17 protein-coding genes are annotated in these 17,474 nt (G+C 65.9%); 5 read left to right on the plus strand and 12 right to left on the minus strand.

All coding sequences use genetic code 11. The features are described 5' to 3' along the window. Positions 1 to 13: 13 nt before the first annotated feature. The 6 genes from NV2_RS02050 to ctaD form a co-directional block, all read right to left on the minus strand. On the minus strand, positions 14 to 778 hold the full coding sequence (locus NV2_RS02050; RefSeq protein WP_067868273.1) for an enoyl-CoA hydratase-related protein: 765 nt from the start codon (positions 776 to 778) through the stop codon (positions 14 to 16). A gap of 26 nt (positions 779 to 804) precedes the next feature. Next, the gene (locus NV2_RS02055) at positions 805 to 1,638 is read right to left on the minus strand and encodes an NUDIX hydrolase (RefSeq protein ID WP_067868276.1); all 834 of its coding nucleotides are present in this window, start codon (positions 1,636 to 1,638) and stop codon (positions 805 to 807) included. 84 nt (positions 1,639 to 1,722) lie between these two features. Next, on the minus strand, positions 1,723 to 2,553 hold the full coding sequence (locus tag NV2_RS02060) for an ABC transporter ATP-binding protein (RefSeq protein ID WP_067869178.1): 831 nt from the start codon (positions 2,551 to 2,553) through the stop codon (positions 1,723 to 1,725). Positions 2,554 to 2,732: 179 nt separating this feature from the next. Continuing rightward, on the minus strand, positions 2,733 to 3,500 hold the full coding sequence (locus NV2_RS02065) for a peptidyl-tRNA hydrolase (RefSeq protein ID WP_067869181.1): 768 nt from the start codon (positions 3,498 to 3,500) through the stop codon (positions 2,733 to 2,735). A 129-nt stretch (positions 3,501 to 3,629) separates the two neighbouring features. After that, a complete protein-coding gene (serB, locus tag NV2_RS02070; protein ID WP_067868279.1) occupies positions 3,630 to 5,009 on the minus strand; it encodes a phosphoserine phosphatase SerB in 1,380 nt (459 codons plus the stop codon). A 207-nt stretch (positions 5,010 to 5,216) separates the two neighbouring features. Further along, complete coding sequence (ctaD, locus tag NV2_RS02075) at positions 5,217 to 6,950, minus strand: aa3-type cytochrome oxidase subunit I (RefSeq protein WP_067868283.1); 1,734 nt, start codon at positions 6,948 to 6,950, stop codon at positions 5,217 to 5,219. 239 nt (positions 6,951 to 7,189) lie between these two features. On the opposite strand from ctaD, the gene NV2_RS02080 reads away from it, so the two are divergent. Beyond that, on the plus strand, positions 7,190 to 8,266 hold the full coding sequence (locus tag NV2_RS02080; RefSeq protein ID WP_067868286.1) for an ABC transporter substrate-binding protein: 1,077 nt from the start codon (positions 7,190 to 7,192) through the stop codon (positions 8,264 to 8,266). 58 nt (positions 8,267 to 8,324) lie between these two features. Here the strand turns inward: NV2_RS02080 and NV2_RS02085 are convergent, their stop codons facing one another. Further along, positions 8,325 to 8,759 carry a hypothetical protein gene (locus NV2_RS02085; protein WP_245662394.1) on the minus strand — a complete coding sequence of 145 codons (435 nt, stop codon included), beginning with the start codon at positions 8,757 to 8,759 and terminating at the stop codon, positions 8,325 to 8,327. 150 nt (positions 8,760 to 8,909) lie between these two features. On the opposite strand from NV2_RS02085, the gene NV2_RS02090 reads away from it, so the two are divergent. Continuing rightward, the gene (locus NV2_RS02090; RefSeq protein ID WP_067869187.1) at positions 8,910 to 9,275 is read left to right on the plus strand and encodes a MerR family transcriptional regulator; all 366 of its coding nucleotides are present in this window, start codon (positions 8,910 to 8,912) and stop codon (positions 9,273 to 9,275) included. Positions 9,276 to 9,311: 36 nt separating this feature from the next. Further along, positions 9,312 to 9,791, plus strand: a complete 480-nt coding sequence (locus tag NV2_RS02095) for a nitroreductase family deazaflavin-dependent oxidoreductase (protein ID WP_067868289.1) — start codon at positions 9,312 to 9,314, stop codon at positions 9,789 to 9,791. A 118-nt stretch (positions 9,792 to 9,909) separates the two neighbouring features. Here NV2_RS02095 and nrdF read toward each other — a convergent pair whose 3' ends face one another. From nrdF to NV2_RS02120, 4 genes are all read right to left on the minus strand, one after another. After that, on the minus strand, positions 9,910 to 10,872 hold the full coding sequence (nrdF, locus tag NV2_RS02100) for a class 1b ribonucleoside-diphosphate reductase subunit beta (RefSeq protein WP_067868292.1): 963 nt from the start codon (positions 10,870 to 10,872) through the stop codon (positions 9,910 to 9,912). 361 nt (positions 10,873 to 11,233) lie between these two features. Next, positions 11,234 to 11,707, minus strand: coding sequence for an NUDIX domain-containing protein (locus tag NV2_RS02105; RefSeq protein WP_067868294.1), 474 nt, complete (start codon positions 11,705 to 11,707; stop codon positions 11,234 to 11,236). Beyond that, entirely contained in the window at positions 11,691 to 12,455 is a 765-nt protein-coding gene (locus tag NV2_RS02110; RefSeq protein ID WP_210749022.1) for a helix-turn-helix domain-containing protein, read from the minus strand. The genes NV2_RS02105 and NV2_RS02110 overlap by 17 nt, the downstream gene beginning before the upstream one ends. A gap of 657 nt (positions 12,456 to 13,112) precedes the next feature. After that, complete coding sequence (locus tag NV2_RS02120; RefSeq protein WP_067868301.1) at positions 13,113 to 13,781, minus strand: alpha/beta fold hydrolase; 669 nt, start codon at positions 13,779 to 13,781, stop codon at positions 13,113 to 13,115. 116 nt (positions 13,782 to 13,897) lie between these two features. Between NV2_RS02120 and NV2_RS02125 the strand changes: the two genes are divergently transcribed. After that, entirely contained in the window at positions 13,898 to 14,743 is an 846-nt protein-coding gene (locus NV2_RS02125; RefSeq protein ID WP_084473770.1) for an AraC family transcriptional regulator, read from the plus strand. A 47-nt stretch (positions 14,744 to 14,790) separates the two neighbouring features. Here the strand turns inward: NV2_RS02125 and mgtE are convergent, their stop codons facing one another. After that, positions 14,791 to 16,299 carry a magnesium transporter gene (mgtE, locus tag NV2_RS02130; protein ID WP_245662396.1) on the minus strand — a complete coding sequence of 503 codons (1,509 nt, stop codon included), beginning with the start codon at positions 16,297 to 16,299 and terminating at the stop codon, positions 14,791 to 14,793. Positions 16,300 to 16,662: 363 nt separating this feature from the next. Between mgtE and NV2_RS02135 the strand changes: the two genes are divergently transcribed. Then, complete coding sequence (locus NV2_RS02135) at positions 16,663 to 17,121, plus strand: DUF6247 family protein (protein ID WP_067868306.1); 459 nt, start codon at positions 16,663 to 16,665, stop codon at positions 17,119 to 17,121. Positions 17,122 to 17,474: the final 353 nt, after the last annotated feature.

The following is a 17,474-nucleotide window of genomic DNA, read 5'->3' on the forward strand; positions in this document are numbered from 1 at the left end:
CGGCCGGGTCCGCTCAGCGGCCCACGAATTCCGCGACCCCCGGACCGGACGCCGAATAAGAACACGTTCCTATGCTGCGATCTTCGGTCCCGAACAGCTCCGCCCACTCGGTCCGGGCACTGCCGGCGGTGTCGGGGCCCGCTTCGAAAACACGCTTGGCGGCGGCCAGCGCACGGGCGGGACCGGCAGCGAACTGCCGCGCCCACCGCAGCGCCGCGACGAAGACATCGTCCGGCGCGACGACCTCGTCGACCAACCCCAGCGCCGCAGCCTCGGCAGCATCGACGAAGCGACCGGTGTACACCAGCTCCTTCGCCGGCCCGGGACCGATGACCCGGCTCAGCCGGCCGATGCCCGCGACCGGGATCAGTCCCGCCCGGATCTGCGGCAGGCCGAGTTTGACGTTGTCACCGATGAGGCGGCGATCGGCGCCCAGCGCCAGTTCCAGGCCCACCCCGACCGCATACCCGCTGATCGCCGCGATCGTCGGTTGCGGGATCCGAGCCAGGCATCCCAGCGCGTCCTGCAGATCCGCCGCGACGGCCCGGGCCTGCGCGGGAGTCCAGCGCGCGAGTTCGGCCGTCTCGTCACCGGCGCTGAACACCCGCTCGTCGCCGTAGACGATCACCGCGCGCACCTCCTCGTCCAGCGCGAGGGTGTCGGCCGCCGCGGACAGTTCCAGCGCCAGCTGTAGATCGATGCGGTTCAGCGGCGCGCGGGCGAAGCGCAGTACGGCGATGCCCGGCTCGACACGGTCCACGGTCACGAATTCGGCCACGGCGGCGAGCCTACTGGGCGGGCCCCTCAGTCCCGCTTGGAGCCCTGCAGCCGGGTCGGGTCGGGATTGTCGGCGAAGTAACGATCGTTGCCCGGGAACTGCAACATCGGCTTACCCTCGACCGGCGCGAAGATCGGCTGAATCGGAGCGATGGTGCGCTGGGCCGCGAAAATCTGCTCGGTCGACCCGAACTCGCCGAGCGTGCTCAACTGGGTCCAGGTCGGGGGCAGCAGCACATCGTCACCGGCGCGCCAGCGCTCCAGCGCCTCGGCCGGGGTCCGCCAGGCCACCTCGTGTGCCTCGGAGGTCGCGCCGTCGGCATCTTGTCCCTGCGGCAGCACAGCCACGAAGAAGTAGGTGTCGTAACGGCGCGGCTCCACCACCGGAGTGATCCAGTTGTCCCACGGCCGCAGCAGATCGGCACGCAACACCAGATTCTCCTCGGCCAGGAACCGCGCCAGCGACACCTCGCGCCGCTCGAGTCGTCCACGCGCCGCGCGGTAGACGGTGGGGTCGGCGATCACCGAATCGGCGGTCGGGCCGGCCAGCAGCACACCGCATTCCTCGAACGTCTCGCGAACCGCCGCACACACCAACGCCTGCGCGCGTGCCCGATCGACACCGAAACGCTGCCCCCACCAGGTCGGGTCCGGTCCGGCCCACCGGATTTCGGCCTCTGCATCGGAAGGATCGACACCACCGCCGGGAAAGACCGTCATCCCGCCGGCGAATGCCATCGCCTTCACCCGACGTTGCAGGAAGATCTCCGGACCCGCGACACCGTCCCGCACGAGCAGCACAGTCGAGGCATCCTTCGGCGCCGGTACCTCGGCGTCGTTCCGGTCAGCAGTTTCACTCACACTCGCACCCTAACGCCCGCTTGGTAACAGGTACCGCGAGGTACACCGGCACGATCGTTACCCGTGCACCCCCACGGCAGCCACTCAGGCGCGGTGCCGACCGAAACGCTGGGAACGACGGGCGAAGTACCGGCCGTCGATGCGATCGAGTGCGATCGACTGCCGGAAGGCCTCACTGAGATTCTCCGCGGTCAACACCTCCGACAGCAGCCCCTGCGCGACCACATCACCCTCGTTGAGCAACAGGGCATGGGTGAAACCGGGCGGAATCTCCTCGACGTGGTGCGTAACCAGGACCGTCGCCGGGGCATCCGGATCGGCGGCCAGATCACCGAGCTGCTCCACCAGCTCCTCACGGCCGCCCAGATCCAGCCCGGCAGCGGGTTCGTCGAGCAGCAGCAGTTCCGGGTCCGTCATCAGGGCCCGGGCGATCAGCACCCGCTTACGTTCCCCCTCGGACAGGGTGCCGTAGGAGCGATCGGCCAGATGCTCCGCGCCGAAACTCTCCAGAATGTCCACGGCCCGGTCGGTATCGATGTCGTCGTACCGTTCACGCCAGCGGCCCATCACGGCATATCCGGCCGACATCACCAGATCCGAGACCTTCTCGTCCTTCGGGATCCGGCTGGCGACCGCCGCGGACGACAAGCCGACCCGCGGCCGCAACTCGCTGATATCGGTCTTGCCGAGAATTTCCCCCAGCAGGGTCGCCGAGCCCGAGGTCGGGTAGAGCTCGGCCGCCGCCATCCGCAGCAGCGAGGTCTTCCCCGCACCATTGGGGCCGAGCACGACCCAGCGTTCGTCGAGCTCCACCTGCCAGGTCAGCGGGCCCACCAAGGTGTGGCCCGACCGCCGGACGGTCACCTCGTTGAAATCGATGAGCAGATCGGGATCCGGTTGCGGCACGAGCACCATCTTTGCCGACGCGCTCGATGCATTGCCAACGTGGTCGGTGTGCACGCTGTCCGTCATAGTCGGCCGCGGCGATCCGCACCAATCGAAACCGGTATTGCCACAGTGAGATACCGCACGTTTGAGCGCCGTTGTCCCGATCGGGAGTCCGATCCCGCAGGTACGCCGCCGATCGCGCAGAGCTACACCGGCGCTACCGCGATCACCGTCATCGATCCGGGCGCCACCTCGGTGAACCCGGCATCACGCACCGCGGCCACGCCCGGGGCGTCCTCGTGCACCAGCGCACACAATCGGGACCACTGCTCCGGGTCGGTGTCGCGCACACCGCACCGGAATCCACGTTCGGCCCAAGCGAACACCTGCTCCACCGGAAGCACCCCGGCCAGCAACATGGTGGCGTGCCCGACCTGCGCGGCCGCCTTGCCGACCGTCATCTCCAGCGACGAGTTCACCCACAGCACAGGCAGTTCCGGATCCGGCGGGCCGGGATCGTCGTGCTCGAGATCGGTGCCGCCGATTTGCAGCTTGCGGATCCGCGGGTCGATCTCGCCGACCGGGCCCGGCACCAGCGCCCGGGCCTGGGCACCGTCGGCGTCCACGGTGACACCGTCGACCTCGCCGCTCGCCGACCACTGTGCCCCGCGGGCCCGCCGAGCCACCTTCCGGATACGGGAACGTTTCCACGCCAGATAGCGGGATTCCCACTCACCGCCCGGCCCCACTCGCGGATCCAGGCACAGCGCCACCGCCGCCGCGGCGGATGCCTCCAATACCGCACTGCGCCGGGGCGGCTCGGCCTTCGGAATGTGCAGCACCATCTGCATCGCCTGCACCAGCGCCGGATCCTCGGGATCGCCACTGCCGCCGTACCCGAGGGCGAGCTCCGCGTGCCGAGCCCGGAAACCCGCATCCAGCACCAGTGCCGGAGCGTCGGCGCCGATCTGCATGTCTGCCGAGAGGCCGGGACCGCTCGCTTCCCCGGTGTTCTCGGTACCCGAAGTGACCGGCGCACCGGCATCGGTGTCGGCCATGGTGACCTCCGCTCGTCTGTTCATCCCCCGTGGCCGTTCACGTCTTCAGCTCAGCGGTACTCGCCGTAGCACGCCGTCGCGCGCATCGGCTGCCTCGACCTCGTCGCGAGTCACACCGAGAATGAACAGCACCGTATCCAGGAAGGGATGCGACAACGCGGTGTCGGCGACCTCCCGCAGCGCGGGTTTGGCCTGGAAGGCGACACCCAGACCGGCGGCGTTGAGCATATCGATGTCGTTGGCGCCGTCACCGACCGCGACGGTCTGTTCCATCGGCACCCCGGCCTCGGCCGCGAAACGCCGCAACGCCACCGCCTTACCGGGACGATCCACGATGTCGCCGATCACCTTGCCGGTCAGTTTGCCCTCGACCACCTCGAGGGTGTTGGCCTGCACGAAATCCAGCTCCAGCTCATGCGCCAGCGGTTCGATGACCTGCCGGAAACCACCGGAGACCACACCGCAACGGAATCCGAGCCGGCGCAGGGTCCGGATAGTGGTGCGAGCTCCCGCGGTGAGCTCGATCCGCTCAGCGACCTGATCGATCACGGCCTCGTCCAGACCGGCCAGCGTCGCGACCCGCTGGCGCAACGATTCGGCGAAATCGATCTCACCGCGCATCGCCGCCTCGGTCACCCGGCGGACCTGCTCCTCGACACCGGCGTGTGCCGCCAGCATCTCGATCACCTCACCCTGGATGAGCGTGGAATCCACATCGAAGACGATCAACCGCTTCGCCCGCCGCGCCAGACCGGCCCGCTCGACGGCGACATCGACATTCTCCTTGGCCGCGATCTCGGCGAGCGCAGTCCGCAGGCGAGTCTCCGCGACGCTCGGGTCAGGGCCGGAGGCGGCAGCCTGCGTCACCACGGAGGCCCCCCGAGTGTCGCCATCGGACACAGCGACGCTCGGGTCAGGGGCGGAGACGGCGGCTCGTTCGGTTGCTTCCGCACCGGCGCTCAGATCCAGGCCCGTGGTCGCGGACGCGGGTGCGGTGACCATCAGCTCCAGCCCGGTGACCGGATAGTCGGCGATACCGCGAATGGAGTCGATATTGACGTCCTGGGAGGCCAGTGTCCGGGCGATCGCACTGAATGCCCGCGCGGTGACCGGGCTCCCGAGCACCACCACCGCATGAGTCGACAGCGGTGCGCCGGACACCGAATTGGCGCCGATCTCGACATCGACGTCCATACCGACGGTGGCCATGGCGTCCTCGAGCTGGTCCTGCAGGTCCTCGGGATCCCCCGGAGCGGTCACCAGGACGCCGAGGGTCAGACGACCGCGGATCACGACCTGCTCCACATCCAGCAGGCTCACACCGTGCCGCGACAACGCCGCCAGCAGCACCGAGGTCACGCCCGGCTTATCGGGTCCGGTGACCGTGATCAGCACCGTCGTCTCGGTCGCCACGCGCAACTCCATCTCTCGTTCACAGCTCCACTCACACCGGCCACCACCGCCGGCCACCGAACATTCTCTCAGGTCGAATCCGCGCCCCGGCGCGCACATCCGTCCGCGTGATCAGAGGTGGCGCTTTCCGGAGTCGATCACGGCCCACGAACGCCGAACGCGGCGGCCGTCTCACTGGACGGCCGCCGCGCCGGGATCGTGCTCTGTGTGCGCCGAGTGCTAGCTCGACACCTTCTCGAGCTCGGGGGTGTGGGGCTTGGTGCCCCAGCCGACGTGGGCCTCGGCCCGCATCCGCTCCACCATGTGCGGGTAGTGCAGCTCGAACGCCGGACGCTCGGACCGGATCCGCGGCAGCTCGTAGAAGTTGTGCCGCGGCGGCGGGCAGGTGGTGGCCCATTCGAGGGAGTTGCCGTAACCCCACGGATCGTCCACGGTCACGACCTCGCCGTACCGGTAGCTCTTGAAGACGTTCCAGATGAACGGCAGCGTCGAGGCACCGAGGATGAAGGCACCGATCGTGGACACGGTGTTCAGTGCCGTGAAGCCGTCGGTCGGCAGGTAGTCGGCGTAGCGACGCGGCATACCTTCGGCACCCAGCCAGTGCTGCACCAGGAAGGTGGTGTGGAAGCCGATCAGCGTCGCCCAGAAGTGCCACTTCGCCAGGCGCTCGTCCATCATGCGGCCGGTCATCTTCGGGAACCAGAAGTAGATACCGGCGAAGGTGGCGAACACGATGGTGCCGAACAGCACGTAGTGGAAGTGCGCGACCACGAAGTAGGTGTCGGACACGTGGAAGTCCAGCGGCGGGCTGGCCAGGATGACACCCGACAGACCACCGAACAGGAAGGTGACCAGGAAGCCGACGGACCACAACATCGGTGATTCGAAGGTCAATTGCCCCTTCCACATGGTGCCGATCCAGTTGAAGAACTTCACGCCGGTAGGCACCGCGATCAAGAACGTCATGAACGAGAAGTACGGCAGCAGCACCGCGCCGGTGGCGTACATGTGGTGCGCCCACACCGCGATCGACAGCGCCGCGATACCGAGGGTCGCGTAGACCAGCGTGGTGTAACCGAAGATCGGCTTACGGCTGAAGACCGGGAAGATCTCGGACACGATGCCGAAGAACGGCAGCGCGATGATGTACACCTCGGGGTGGCCGAAGTACCAGAACAAGTGCTGGTAGAGCAGTGAACCACCGGTCGCCGGGTCGTAGATGTGGCCACCCAGGTGGCGGTCGTAGGCCAGGCCCATCAGCGCGGCGGTCAGCAGCGGGAACGCCAGCAGGATCAGCACGCTGGTGACGGCGATGTTCCAGGTGAAGATCGGCATCCGGAACAGGGTCATACCCGGGCAACGCAGGCAGACGACGGTGGTCAGCATGTTGACACCACCGAGGATGGTGCCCAGGCCGGAGACGGCCAGACCCATGATCCACAGGTCGGCACCGACACCCGGAGAGTGCACGATGTCCGACAGCGGGGTGTAGGCGGTCCAACCGAAGTCCGCCGCACCGCCGGGGGTGATGAAGCCCGCGGTCGCCATGGTCGCGCCGAACAGGTACAGCCAGTAGCTGAACGCGTTCAGACGCGGGAAGGCGACGTCGGGTGCACCGATCTGCAGCGGCAGCACGATGTTCGCGAAACCGAACACGATGGCGGTCGCATAGAACAGCAGCATGATCGTGCCGTGCATGGTGAACAGCTGGTTGAACTGTTCCGGCGACAAGAACTGCAGACCCGGACGAGCCAGTTCGCCACGCATCAGCAGGGCCATCAGGCCGCCGATCATGAAGAACGACATCGCGGTCACCAGGTACATCACGCCGAGGACCTTGGGGTCGGTCGTGGTGACGGCCTTGTAGATGAACGACCCCTTCGGGCCCAGTCGTGCCGGATACGGCCGTGTCGCTTCCAGCTGGGGGACTGGCTGGGGCTCTACAGCAGTCACTGATCCTCCTGAAGGTGTGCCTTCTGCTCGTTTCGCACGCTCGTGCGTTCCTGTGCATGCCGAACGACTGCATGACGAAACGACGGTGGCTTGCGCTAGAGGCATCGTAAACCGTGGCGCCACAAGCGACCGAAGGGGTCCTACTCTGTGTCGTAATTCCCCGCCGGGTCCGCCGCGTTTCCCTGCCCACCCCCCGGGGCGAGCGAACGCGCCCGGTCGGCGCATGTACCCTACGCTGCATGCCGGTGAGCGAACGCGTCTCCGCCCGAATCCCCCTGACCCGCAAGCGCAGCTGGGTGCGTCGGTGGTATCTCGGCGGTGCGGCGTTCGTCGCCGCGACCACCCTGATCTCCGGCTGCAGCACCGGGGGCGACGACGCCGAGAATGCCATCATCCGCACCACCACCAGCGTCGCGGGCGCGAGTGTCGTAGGCGTCGAGCGGGACACCACCCGGGCATGCGCGCTGCCGAGTGCGCCGGACCAGGCATCGGGCACCCACACCGTGGCGGATACGCAGGTTCCGGCAGATCCGAAACGGATCGTCGTACTGGATACCGCGGCACTGGATTCGGTGTGCGCCGTCGGGCTCTGGGAGCGGGTGGTCGGCGCGACGACGCTGGCCGGGCCGGCGCCGCAGCCGAGCTATCTGGGCACCGGCGTGCTCGACATCCCGAGTGTCGGCACCGCCGGGTCGATCGATACGGCGAAGATCTCGGAGCTGAAACCGGACCTGATCCTCGGCACGGTGGGTGACGGCGATCTCACGACCCTGCGCGACATCGCCCCCACCGTCCTCGTCGAACGGCAGGGCTGGCAGGACGATTTCGCCGCCTACTCCGAGGCACTGGGCCGCGGCACCGCCGGTACCAAAGCACTCGCCGACTATCGCACCGACGCCCACGACACCGGCGTCGCGATCGCCGCGAACTTCTCCCAAGCCTCGGTGATCCGCTTCTCCGACAAAGACATTCAAGTCCAGGGCAATGACACCTTCGCCGGGAACGTACTCGCCGACGCCGGAGTCCACCGGCCCGAGGCCCAACGCGGCCCGTCCTACACGGTCACCGACCTGTCGTCGCAGCAGCAGCGCAACAAGGTCGAGGGCGACATCATCTACCTGATGTTCAACGGCGAGAACGGTAAGAGCCATGCCGAATCAGTCATGCGCGGCGACGACTGGAAGAAACTCGGCGCCGTCTCCGATAAACGCGACTTCGCCGTCGACGACACCATCTGGAACGGGTCGGGTGTCACGGCCGCGCGGGCGATCCTCGACGATCTACGCAATTCGCTGAACGGGTACGTCACCGACTGAACGGGGACATTCGACCCTGACTCTCCGACCGGTGCTGCGCTCGGTGGGCAGCTGAACCTCACCGGCGCCGTGGCGTGCGACGAGGGTCGTCTCCGGCCGCTCGCGGACGCAGTGCGTAGGCGGGCACCAGTTGATCGGTGAGATGCAGTGGGGCGCGGCCGTCGGCGTAGCTCACCGCGAAGTTGACCCGGCCCATCCAATCGCCGGCGAAGGTCGGCACCCAATGAGTAAGCGTCCCCGGCCGCTCCCCTGTCATATCCAGCCCGGCCCCGTTGACATGCCTGGGCGCGCCCGGGTCCCGGATCAGGATCGCATCCAGGCGCACCCACACCGGCTTCGGCGGTTGCACCAGCACGCGGTAGTAGTAGCCCAGCTCATTGGGATACTGCAGCTCGGGTGCAGTCCCCTCGGTCCGCGGAATATCGGCCGGAAGCGGCCGCGCCTCCTGCGCTGCCCGCTCCCCTGCCACCTCCCAACCAGAACTCGAACACATATTCGAACAATACCGCCCGGTCGGCCTCGTTTACATCTCCCCCTGGTTTCCCCACAGACGCGGTGGCGTGTGGTGGGCAAAGATCGCGGGCACGAGACCTCGACGCTATGGTCAGAGTTCCAGCGTCGCACCACGTTGAAGGATATCGAGATGCGTATCGGAGAACTGGCCGATCTCACCGGCGCCAGTGCCCGGTCCCTGCGCTACTACGAGCAACAGGGTCTGCTGGCTCCGCAGCGTACCGACAACGGTTACCGCACCTACGATCGGCAGGACGCCGTGCGGGTCGCGAACATCAAAAGACTCCTGGATGCGGGACTCACCCTGGACGACGTGCGCCCCGCCCTGAAGAAGGGCTGCCTGGACGTGCCGCTGCGGCAATCGCCTTTCTGCAACGAGCAGTTGAGTGTGGCCTCCGACCGGCTGACCACACTCGATAATCGGATCGCCGCGCTGCAGCGGCTACGGGAACGGTTGGCCAAGCACATCGACGAGACGATGGCCGACCAGGCTTGACCATGACGCTGGTGTCAAGGTCATAGCGTGCGTGCCATGGTCGCAGACATTAACGATTGGAACGAACGAATCATCGCCGAATTCCGGGCGAACGCCGGTCAGGTGCACTGGAATACCGACGACGACATCGCCGCGGGCCGCCCCGTCCCACCCCCGCTTGCAGGCTTCGACACCCGGTGTGGTGTACCGATTCTCCTGGTACACCACATGGGCGCCAAGACCGGACGCCAGCGAACCAACCCGATGATGTATCAGCCAGTTGGCGAGGACTTCGCTGTCTTCGCCACCTACGGCGGCAGCCCACACCACCCTGCGTGGTATCGAAACCTGACCGCCAATCCGCGCGCCACCGTCGAGGTGGGCAGGGAGACAATCTCGGTCACGGCCCGGCTCGCCACCGGGGCCGAGCGCGAACGAATCTGGGCCGCACAAGTATCGCTCGTGCCGACATTCGCAGAGTTCGAGGCGGCAGCCGACAGACAGATCCCGGTCATCGTGCTCGAACGCAATTCCTAGATCGCTCGTGTGAGAACGGACCGCGCCGACTGGTCGGACCGGCCATGCTGCCGGCCTGTTCGAAGACTGGGACGCAGTCAGGGCCGGCAGCACATCGTGGCCAGGTTGGTGCGGCGCCTCAGAACTCCCAGTCCTCGTCCTCGGTGTTGACCGCCTTGCCGATGACATAGCTGGACCCCGACCCCGAGAAGAAGTCGTGGTTCTCGTCGGCGTTGGGCGACAGCGCCGACAGGATGGCCGGGTTGACGTCGGTCTCGTCCTTCGGGAACAGGCCCTCGTAGCCGAGGTTCATCAGCGCCTTGTTGGCGTTGTAGCGCAGGAACTTCTTGACGTCCTCGGTGAGGCCGACCTCGTCGTAGAGGTCCTGGGTGTATTCGACCTCGTTCTCGTACAGCTCGAACAGCAGCTCGAAGGTGTAGGACTTGATCTCCTCCTGCTCGGCCGCAGTGAGATCCTCGAGGCCCTTCTGGAACTTGTAGCCGATGTAGTACCCGTGCACGGCCTCGTCGCGAATGATCAAGCGGATCAGGTCGGCGGTGTTGGTGAGCTTGGCGCGCGAGGACCAGTACATCGGCAGGTAGAAGCCGGAGTAGAACAGGAAGCTCTCCAGCAGCGTGGAAGCCACCTTGCGCTTGAGCGGCTCGTCACCCCGGTAGTAGTCCAGGACGATCTCGGCCTTGCGCTGCAGGTTCGGATTCTCCTCCGACCAGCGGAACGCGTCGTCGATCTCGCGGGTCGAGCACAGCGTGGAGAAGATGGAGCTGTAACTCTTGGCGTGCACCGACTCCATGAACGCGATATTGGTGTATACGGCCTCCTCGTGCGGAGTACGCGCATCCGGGATCAGGCTCACCGCACCGACCGTGCCCTGAATGGTGTCCAGCAGGGTGAGTCCGGTGAACACTCGCATGGTCAATCGCTTCTCGTGCTCGGTCAACGTCGCCCACGAAGGAATATCGTTCGACACCGGAACCTTCTCCGGCAACCAGAAGTTGCCTACGAGCCTGTCCCAGACCTCGGCATCCTTCTCGTCGGGCACCCTGTTCCAGTTGATCGCAGACACTCGATCGATCAGCTTCACGCCCGCTACCTCACCCTTCTGACCATCGCTGGATCATGCGGTTATCTGTCAACCTTGGACACTACCCCTTGGGTCCGACAACAACGAATAACACAACACCTTGTGTCTTCGATGTCTCTGGGCAAATGCGTTCCGGGGTGGGAAGATCCACATCGCGACGGTCCGCGCATGACCGGCGAGGCAGTTCGCGCGAACTGGCACTGCCACGACGCCGCCGCGTTTGTGCCAAAAGTTTGCCGTCCCGATCCAGTCGGGCAGTTGCGGGTCGGCGCAGCGCGCACACCGTCACCCCAGACGCGCACCGACAACACCACCGAGTCGGTGCTGCACGAATCCCAGCGGATCACTGGCGTCCTTACTGTCACCCCAAGTAGGGCTCGGTCCGCCGCTCGGCATGGTGCCGCAATCGGAGTCGCACAGTCGGATGCACCGGGACGGATTCGAGTTCCGCCATCGTCACGAACCTCACCGATGTCGATTCGTCCGACACCTGAATCGTCCCGCCCAGAACCCGACCGTAGTAGACCACCGCGAACTCTTGGCGCACCTCACCGTCGGAGTACTCGATGACATGGTCCGGGTCGGTATAGATTCCGAGCAGCCCGGTGACTTCTATTTCGAGGCCGGTTTCTTCTCTCGTCTCTCGCACAGCACATTCGGACAGAGTCTCGCCAACCTCCATGATCCCGCCAGGCAACGACCAGTTGCCGGAGTCACCGCGCCGTTGCATGAGCACCCGACCGGAATCATCGACAACGAGCGCGGAAGCTCCCGGTTTCAGAGAGTTGGGTACAGGGGCACCCGGCTCTTTGTAATAGTCACGCCGTGAGCCCACGGTTCTCCCCTGCCGGATACGGCGTGGCAGTTCCCCAAATCTGCTCGAACTGGCCGGAGAACGATTCGAATATCCCGTGCGGAGACAGCTTCCGCAGGTGCAGTGCAGTGTGCTGATATCCACGGGCACCGAACAAATAGGGGGTCACGATCATCTCGTCATCGAATCGGAAGATGGAGTTGTACAGGTGCGTGGTGTGCAGGCCGATCGCACATCGTGGGGTGTCGGTGAGCGGTCCCAGCATGGACAACGCGTTGCGTATACGGCCCGGCAGCGTCCCGCCCATCTGTTCCAGCGTGTCCCGTTCCCTGACATGTTCACAGTCCGGGTCGGCGAAACCAAGCCGTACCTCGCATCCAGCACGGCATTTGGCCGCCATCACCTCGGATGCTTCAGGCAGTAGTTCGAGCACGAACGGGTATGCGTATCCCATGATGTCGATCCGCTGAGTCGCCTTATGCACCAACGAAATCCACAGATCGTTCGGTATCTCCGCGCGGTGGGCATAAGCACTGAGCACCTCAGCGGTCGCGGGTGCCCCTACTTGCTTGTCCGGGCGTGCGGACGGCCACAACGTCTCTTCGGTTTCACCGAGGAGTTCAGCTACCCGCACTCGCGTTCCGCGGTGCGGAACCCGACCGGCGCGCCATCGGTTGACGGTTTTCACGTCGACGCCCGCCTTGTCCGCCAGATCTGAAGAGCTGAACCCGGACCTGAGCATTGCCGTCTCCAGCCGCTGCTGAGCCATGCCCGCAAGAGTAGAAGACATCCAGGGCGTTCGAAGTGTCTTCCAATATGTCCTCAGCACAGTTCCAGCGTCCCCGGCCTGCCAATACCTTCGGTCCAAGCCTCCGGGCCGGCTGCCTACTCGCCGGTCCGGGGTGCCTTACCAAGCAGACCGACCACAGGGGTTGCCATGAACACCAACGAGGCAGGTTCACCAAGACGACGCACAAGGCTTCACATATTTCCGGGCGGCATACTCGAAACTGCCGACTACGGCGACGACGACTGCGGCGGCTTCTACCTTGAGTTCTCTGCACACACTCTGCCGCAACGTGTTCCACGTACAGAGACCATGCAACAAGTCGCCTCCGCCGACTCCGAGACGTGCCGTCGGGTGCTCCGGTTGCTACACGTGTGGGACCGACCGGACCGAGATCTCCCGGCGGCCGAAGACGGGTGTTCCGCGTGATGCTTACGCTCGGATGGACCGTTGTCATCGGTCTACCGCTGAGCGTCGTCGGGTGGGCTCTCTTCCCCTACCAGGGCCAGTCCGACACGAAAGTCGATGACGCCGAGACTTCCCGGTCCACAGGCGGACTCGACATCCTCCGCAAACGCTCCGACGATGAAGCAGACGATCGAACCGGCGGCACCCGTCCAGAGTTCCGCCTCCGGCGATTCATTCGTTGAGCAGTAGTTCGGCAACAGCCTCCGGGTCTTCGTGCATGGCGTCGTGGCCGGTCGGGAGATCGTGAACCTGCCACTGCGGGTCGGCCAGGAGCCGGGTGCGAAGGCCGGCGAAAGGCGTCTGGCCTGCCCATCCTGTGCAGTAGACGAACTCCTTGCGCGGGACTTCGGCAAAGATTCCCGTGAGCCGGACCGTCTGCGTGATCGAGGCGAGCGGGTGCGGACGGCGGCGGGGGTCACCTCCGGCGGGCGGGGAGACCGAATAGCCGGTGCTCGCGGCGCCGGCTGCGTACACCTCGCGGAAGTGCTCGTTCGTTGCCGACCAGCATGATTCGCCATCGCGTGGGACGTAGGCATCGAGGTGGACCAGGCGGGCGACCCGGCCGTGGGCGCGGTCGGCCGCTGCGGCGATCACCATACCGCCGTAACTGTGGCCGACCAGCGTCACGTCGGTGATGCCGGAGCGATCGAAGTGCCGCAGGACGTCTTGGGCGTGGGTGTCGAGGTTAGCCGTCGCCACCGTCGCTGCGTCGTCTTCCGGCCGAAGACCGGTGAGGGTCAGGGAGTGAACGGTGTGACCGGCCTGTTCCAGTAGCGGGATCACCGCCTCGAACGTCCAAGCGCCCTTCCAGCCACCGGGCACGAGCACGAATGTAGTCATGTGACTTCCTTCGGTTTCGAGCTGTTTCGCCGAGACCTGCTGCCGCGACGATCATTTCGTACGGAGAAAGTGTCGCCAGATCACCTCGTGGCTTGCTACCGATAGAATGCCAACTGATGCCTGTTCCCCGCCAACCTCCTCCGGATACCGGCGTGACCTCACATCTATGGCCGTCGGGTGGGCGCCACCGCTGGCCTTCCGGCAAAGCGAGCGCAGTGCAGTCGCACGCCCGCGGCCATCTGGTCTACGCAGCCGACGGTGTTCTGGCGGTGCATACCGAGCACGGCACATCGATCGTTCCCGCCAATCGGGTTGCCTGGACCCCTGCGGGTTTCACGCACTACCACCGCGCCCACGGCGAGACCGATATGCGGATCGCGTTTCTCCCACCTTCGCTCGCCCGGCTGGTACCGGACCATCCGGCCGTGTTCACCGCTTCTGGACTCGCCCGCGAGGTGCTGCTCACCCTGACCGGCCCCCGCAACTACGACGCCGCTACGCCCGGCTACAACCGCACCGCCCGCACTCGCCTGCTCCGCGTCCTGGTCGACGAACTCCACGAAGCCCACGAACAGCCACTGCAGCTGCCGGAGCCACGCGACGACCGTTTGCGAGCCGTTGCCCGGATCCTGCACGAGACACCATCGGACAACGCCACGCTGGCGGAACTGGGGGCAACGGTCGGGGCCGGTGCACGCACTCTCAGCCGACTGTTCCGCACCGAACTCAGCATGTCGTTCTACGAGTGGCGTACCCAGCTACGCATCTACCACGCGCTCGTACTCCTCGCCGACGGCCACGACACCACCTACACCGCGCATGCCTGCGGCTGGGCCAATCCCAGCAGTTTCATCGCGGCGTTCACGGCCGTCATCGGCACCACTCCGGGCCGCTACCGCACCGGCCGTCCGAGCGCCGCCGACACGGCTCAGCTCCCGAGAGCCGGCGAGCGCTCCGAATGACGATGCGGCGCGGCCATCTCCGATGAAGGTCGGACCGACGGAGCGTCTCAGATCCCCAGGACGATCTTCGCGGTCGTGAAGTAGATGATCAGCCCGGTTGCATCGACCAGTGTCGTCACCATGGGTGCGGAGATAACCGCGGGGTCGATGCGTAGCTTCTTGGCCAGCAGTGGCATCGTGCCCCCGATGGTGGCGGCCCAGCCGCAGATGATCACGAGCGTGATTCCCACGACCAGCGCTATCTGGGTGCCGACGAATGCGGTGCCGATGACGACGCCGACCACGGCGAGCATCGCGCCGAGCACCAGGCCGACCCGGCATTCGCGCCAGATCACCTTGAACAGGTCCGATACTCGCACCTCGCCGACGGCCAGGGCGCGCACGCAGGAGGTCGCCGCCTGCGCGCCGGCATTACCGCCCGCGCCGATCAGCAGTGGGATGAACAACGCCAGATGCGCGGCCTGCGCCAGGGTTGCCTCGAATGCATCGGTGACTGTCACCGTCAAGGTGGCCGCGACCAGCAGCAACAGCAGCCACATGGCACGGTAGCGGGCCAGCTGGAACACTCCGGCGGCCATGTAGTGCCCGGCCCACGGGCTGGCACCGGCCTGGCGTGCCATGTCCTCGCTGTCGGCGGCCTCGATCACCTCGACCGCGTCGTCGATGGTGAGCAGACCGACCAGGCGGTCCTCACTGTCGACGACCGGCAGGTTGATCAGGTTGGTTTCGCGCATCAGCCGGGCCGCCTTCTCCGCGGCATCGGTGGCGCGGGCGAAAACCGGTTCGGTGACGGTGAGTTCGGTGAGCGGGGTGCTCGGATCGCTGAGGACCAGCTCCCGCATCTCGACCACACCCGTGAGCCGGCGCCCGTCGTCCACTACCGGCAGGGTGTACACGGTTTCTGCGTGCGCACCCTTGGCCCGGACCACACCGAGGGCCTCCGCGGCGGTCAGATCACGGTGCAGTGCAACGACTTCGGGGGTCATGAAGCGCCCGGCCGAACCCTCCGGATAGCCGAGCAGGGCGGCAGTCATCCGCCGTTCCCGCGGGCTCAACCCGGCGAGGACCTTCTTGGCGACGGTGGCCGGGGCCTCGCGCAGCATCCGCGCGCGGTCGTCCGGGTCCATCCCTTCGACCAGTTCGCGGAAGCTCTGATCCCGCAGGCCGGACAGGATCTGCTGCTGGTCGACGGGCTCGAGCTCCTCGAAGACCTCCAGCGCCCGGTCCTTGTCCAGCAGGCGGAACGCGAGCCCAGCGTCGACGGCGTTCATGCGAGCCAACTCGTCGGCGATGCGGTGCGGGGCGTGCTCGTCCAGCCAGGTCAGCACGGCGCCGACATCGCGGTCGTCGATGAGTTCACGCAGGGAGGTCCGGTCCGAAGAAGATTGTGTCACAGCGTTTTCCGTAGCGTCGGTGTCATCGGTCTCGATCTCGGTGACAACGTCGCTCGCCGTGGAGTCCACGGCAGCCACGCTGTCGACCGCGGCCGGATCCACCGGACGGTCATCCGGGTCACCAGGGCGTACGGGCGCAGCAAAGTACAGGTCGGTCGACATAACAGAACCTCGGCATACAGCGAAGTGGGTACGGAATCACGGATGACACCGCGGGGCACCGACCTCGCTACCGAACGTTCTACCGGCAGATCAGGAGGACGGTGCCGCGCGGTGTTCGACTCGGGGGCTCGCTACGCACAGCTACCCACCTCCTCGTCTCGGCAACTACACCGTCAGGAAATTTCATTCGTCTCGATGCCGCTCCGGCATCGGATAACCAGCGCCGTCGCATGATCATCGGAATGGACACACAGTGCCCGAGTGCAGGCTACACCTCTTTGCACCGAAATGCCGAACGGAGAACCTGGCAACTTCCTTCGATAACCACTTGGCAAGACTTCTGAAAAAGTTCAGAATAGACAGGTGGTTACCGAAGTTCAGTGGAGTGAATTACAGCGCGACCCGAAGCAGGTTGCGCACCTCGCCGATGCCGGCGCCGTACGGGTCCGCCGCCGGGACGGCGCACCTCTACTGCTGCTACGGGAAGACAGGGCCGGGGCAGCGTCGGAAGGTTCGGTGACGGCGGCCCGCGCCCTACGCAACGTGCTAGTACACCTACCGCCCGACATCGCGGCACGCTCTCTGCTGGACGAGTTTCCCTGGGTAGACGTCCTTCCTAACGATGAACAAGCACAGTTCGTCCGCGATTTCGCTCGCGCGTTCCAGGCCTCGGCCGAACTCGGTGAGTGGTCCGTTCTCGCGCAGACGATCCGGGAATGGCGCGCCACCGCAGCGATCCACGCAGATCCCGCTCTGGCCGAACAGCTTTCCGGTCCGCTGGACGGTGACTTCGGCCCGGTTCCACCACCGATAGAGGAGTGATCCGTGCCCGCCAAACGTGGTGACCGCGTCGCACCACCTCCTCGTCCGGGTGCCTGGGAGGCACGATTCGCATCTTTCCGATGCCGCAAAAGGCTGGGAAGACCTGTGCCGCGCCGCGCAGTCCAACACCTGGGAAGCATGGATCGTGCTGACCGAACGCCCCACCGCACCAGAGAATCCGGCGCGACAGCACCGGCTCCGAGGTGCCTACTCCGCCAGAGAGGTCGGTGGAACAATGCTGGACCAGTGGCAGTACGAGGTCACAGCGGGTGGTCGGGTCTGGTACTGCCCCGACCCGACCAGACGCATTGTCTGGCTGACAGTGGCGACTGCGGCACACCCGAAACAAACGG

The organism is Nocardia vermiculata NBRC 100427 (assembly GCF_001613265.1).
Lineage (GTDB): Bacteria > Actinomycetota > Actinomycetes > Mycobacteriales > Mycobacteriaceae > Nocardia > Nocardia vermiculata.

Coding starts and splice junctions, on each gene's coding strand:
- NV2_RS02060 (WP_067869178.1), bottom strand. CDS start 2,553: ATGGTGCTCGTGCCGCAACCGGATCCCGATCTGCTCATCGATTTCAAC.
- NV2_RS02065 (WP_067869181.1), bottom strand. CDS start 3,500: ATGCAGATCGGCGCCGACGCTCCGGCACTGGTGCTGGATGCGGGTTTC.
- serB (WP_067868279.1), bottom strand. CDS start 5,009: ATGGAGTTGCGCGTGGCGACCGAGACGACGGTGCTGATCACGGTCACC.
- NV2_RS02080 (WP_067868286.1), top strand. CDS start 7,190: ATGCCGGTGAGCGAACGCGTCTCCGCCCGAATCCCCCTGACCCGCAAG.
- NV2_RS02085 (WP_245662394.1), bottom strand. CDS start 8,759: ATGTGTTCGAGTTCTGGTTGGGAGGTGGCAGGGGAGCGGGCAGCGCAG.
- NV2_RS02090 (WP_067869187.1), top strand. CDS start 8,910: ATGCGTATCGGAGAACTGGCCGATCTCACCGGCGCCAGTGCCCGGTCC.
- NV2_RS02095 (WP_067868289.1), top strand. CDS start 9,312: ATGGTCGCAGACATTAACGATTGGAACGAACGAATCATCGCCGAATTC.
- NV2_RS02110 (WP_210749022.1), bottom strand. CDS start 12,455: ATGGCTCAGCAGCGGCTGGAGACGGCAATGCTCAGGTCCGGGTTCAGC.
- NV2_RS02120 (WP_067868301.1), bottom strand. CDS start 13,781: ATGACTACATTCGTGCTCGTGCCCGGTGGCTGGAAGGGCGCTTGGACG.
- NV2_RS02125 (WP_084473770.1), top strand. CDS start 13,898: ATGCCTGTTCCCCGCCAACCTCCTCCGGATACCGGCGTGACCTCACAT.
- mgtE (WP_245662396.1), bottom strand. CDS start 16,299: ATGTCGACCGACCTGTACTTTGCTGCGCCCGTACGCCCTGGTGACCCG.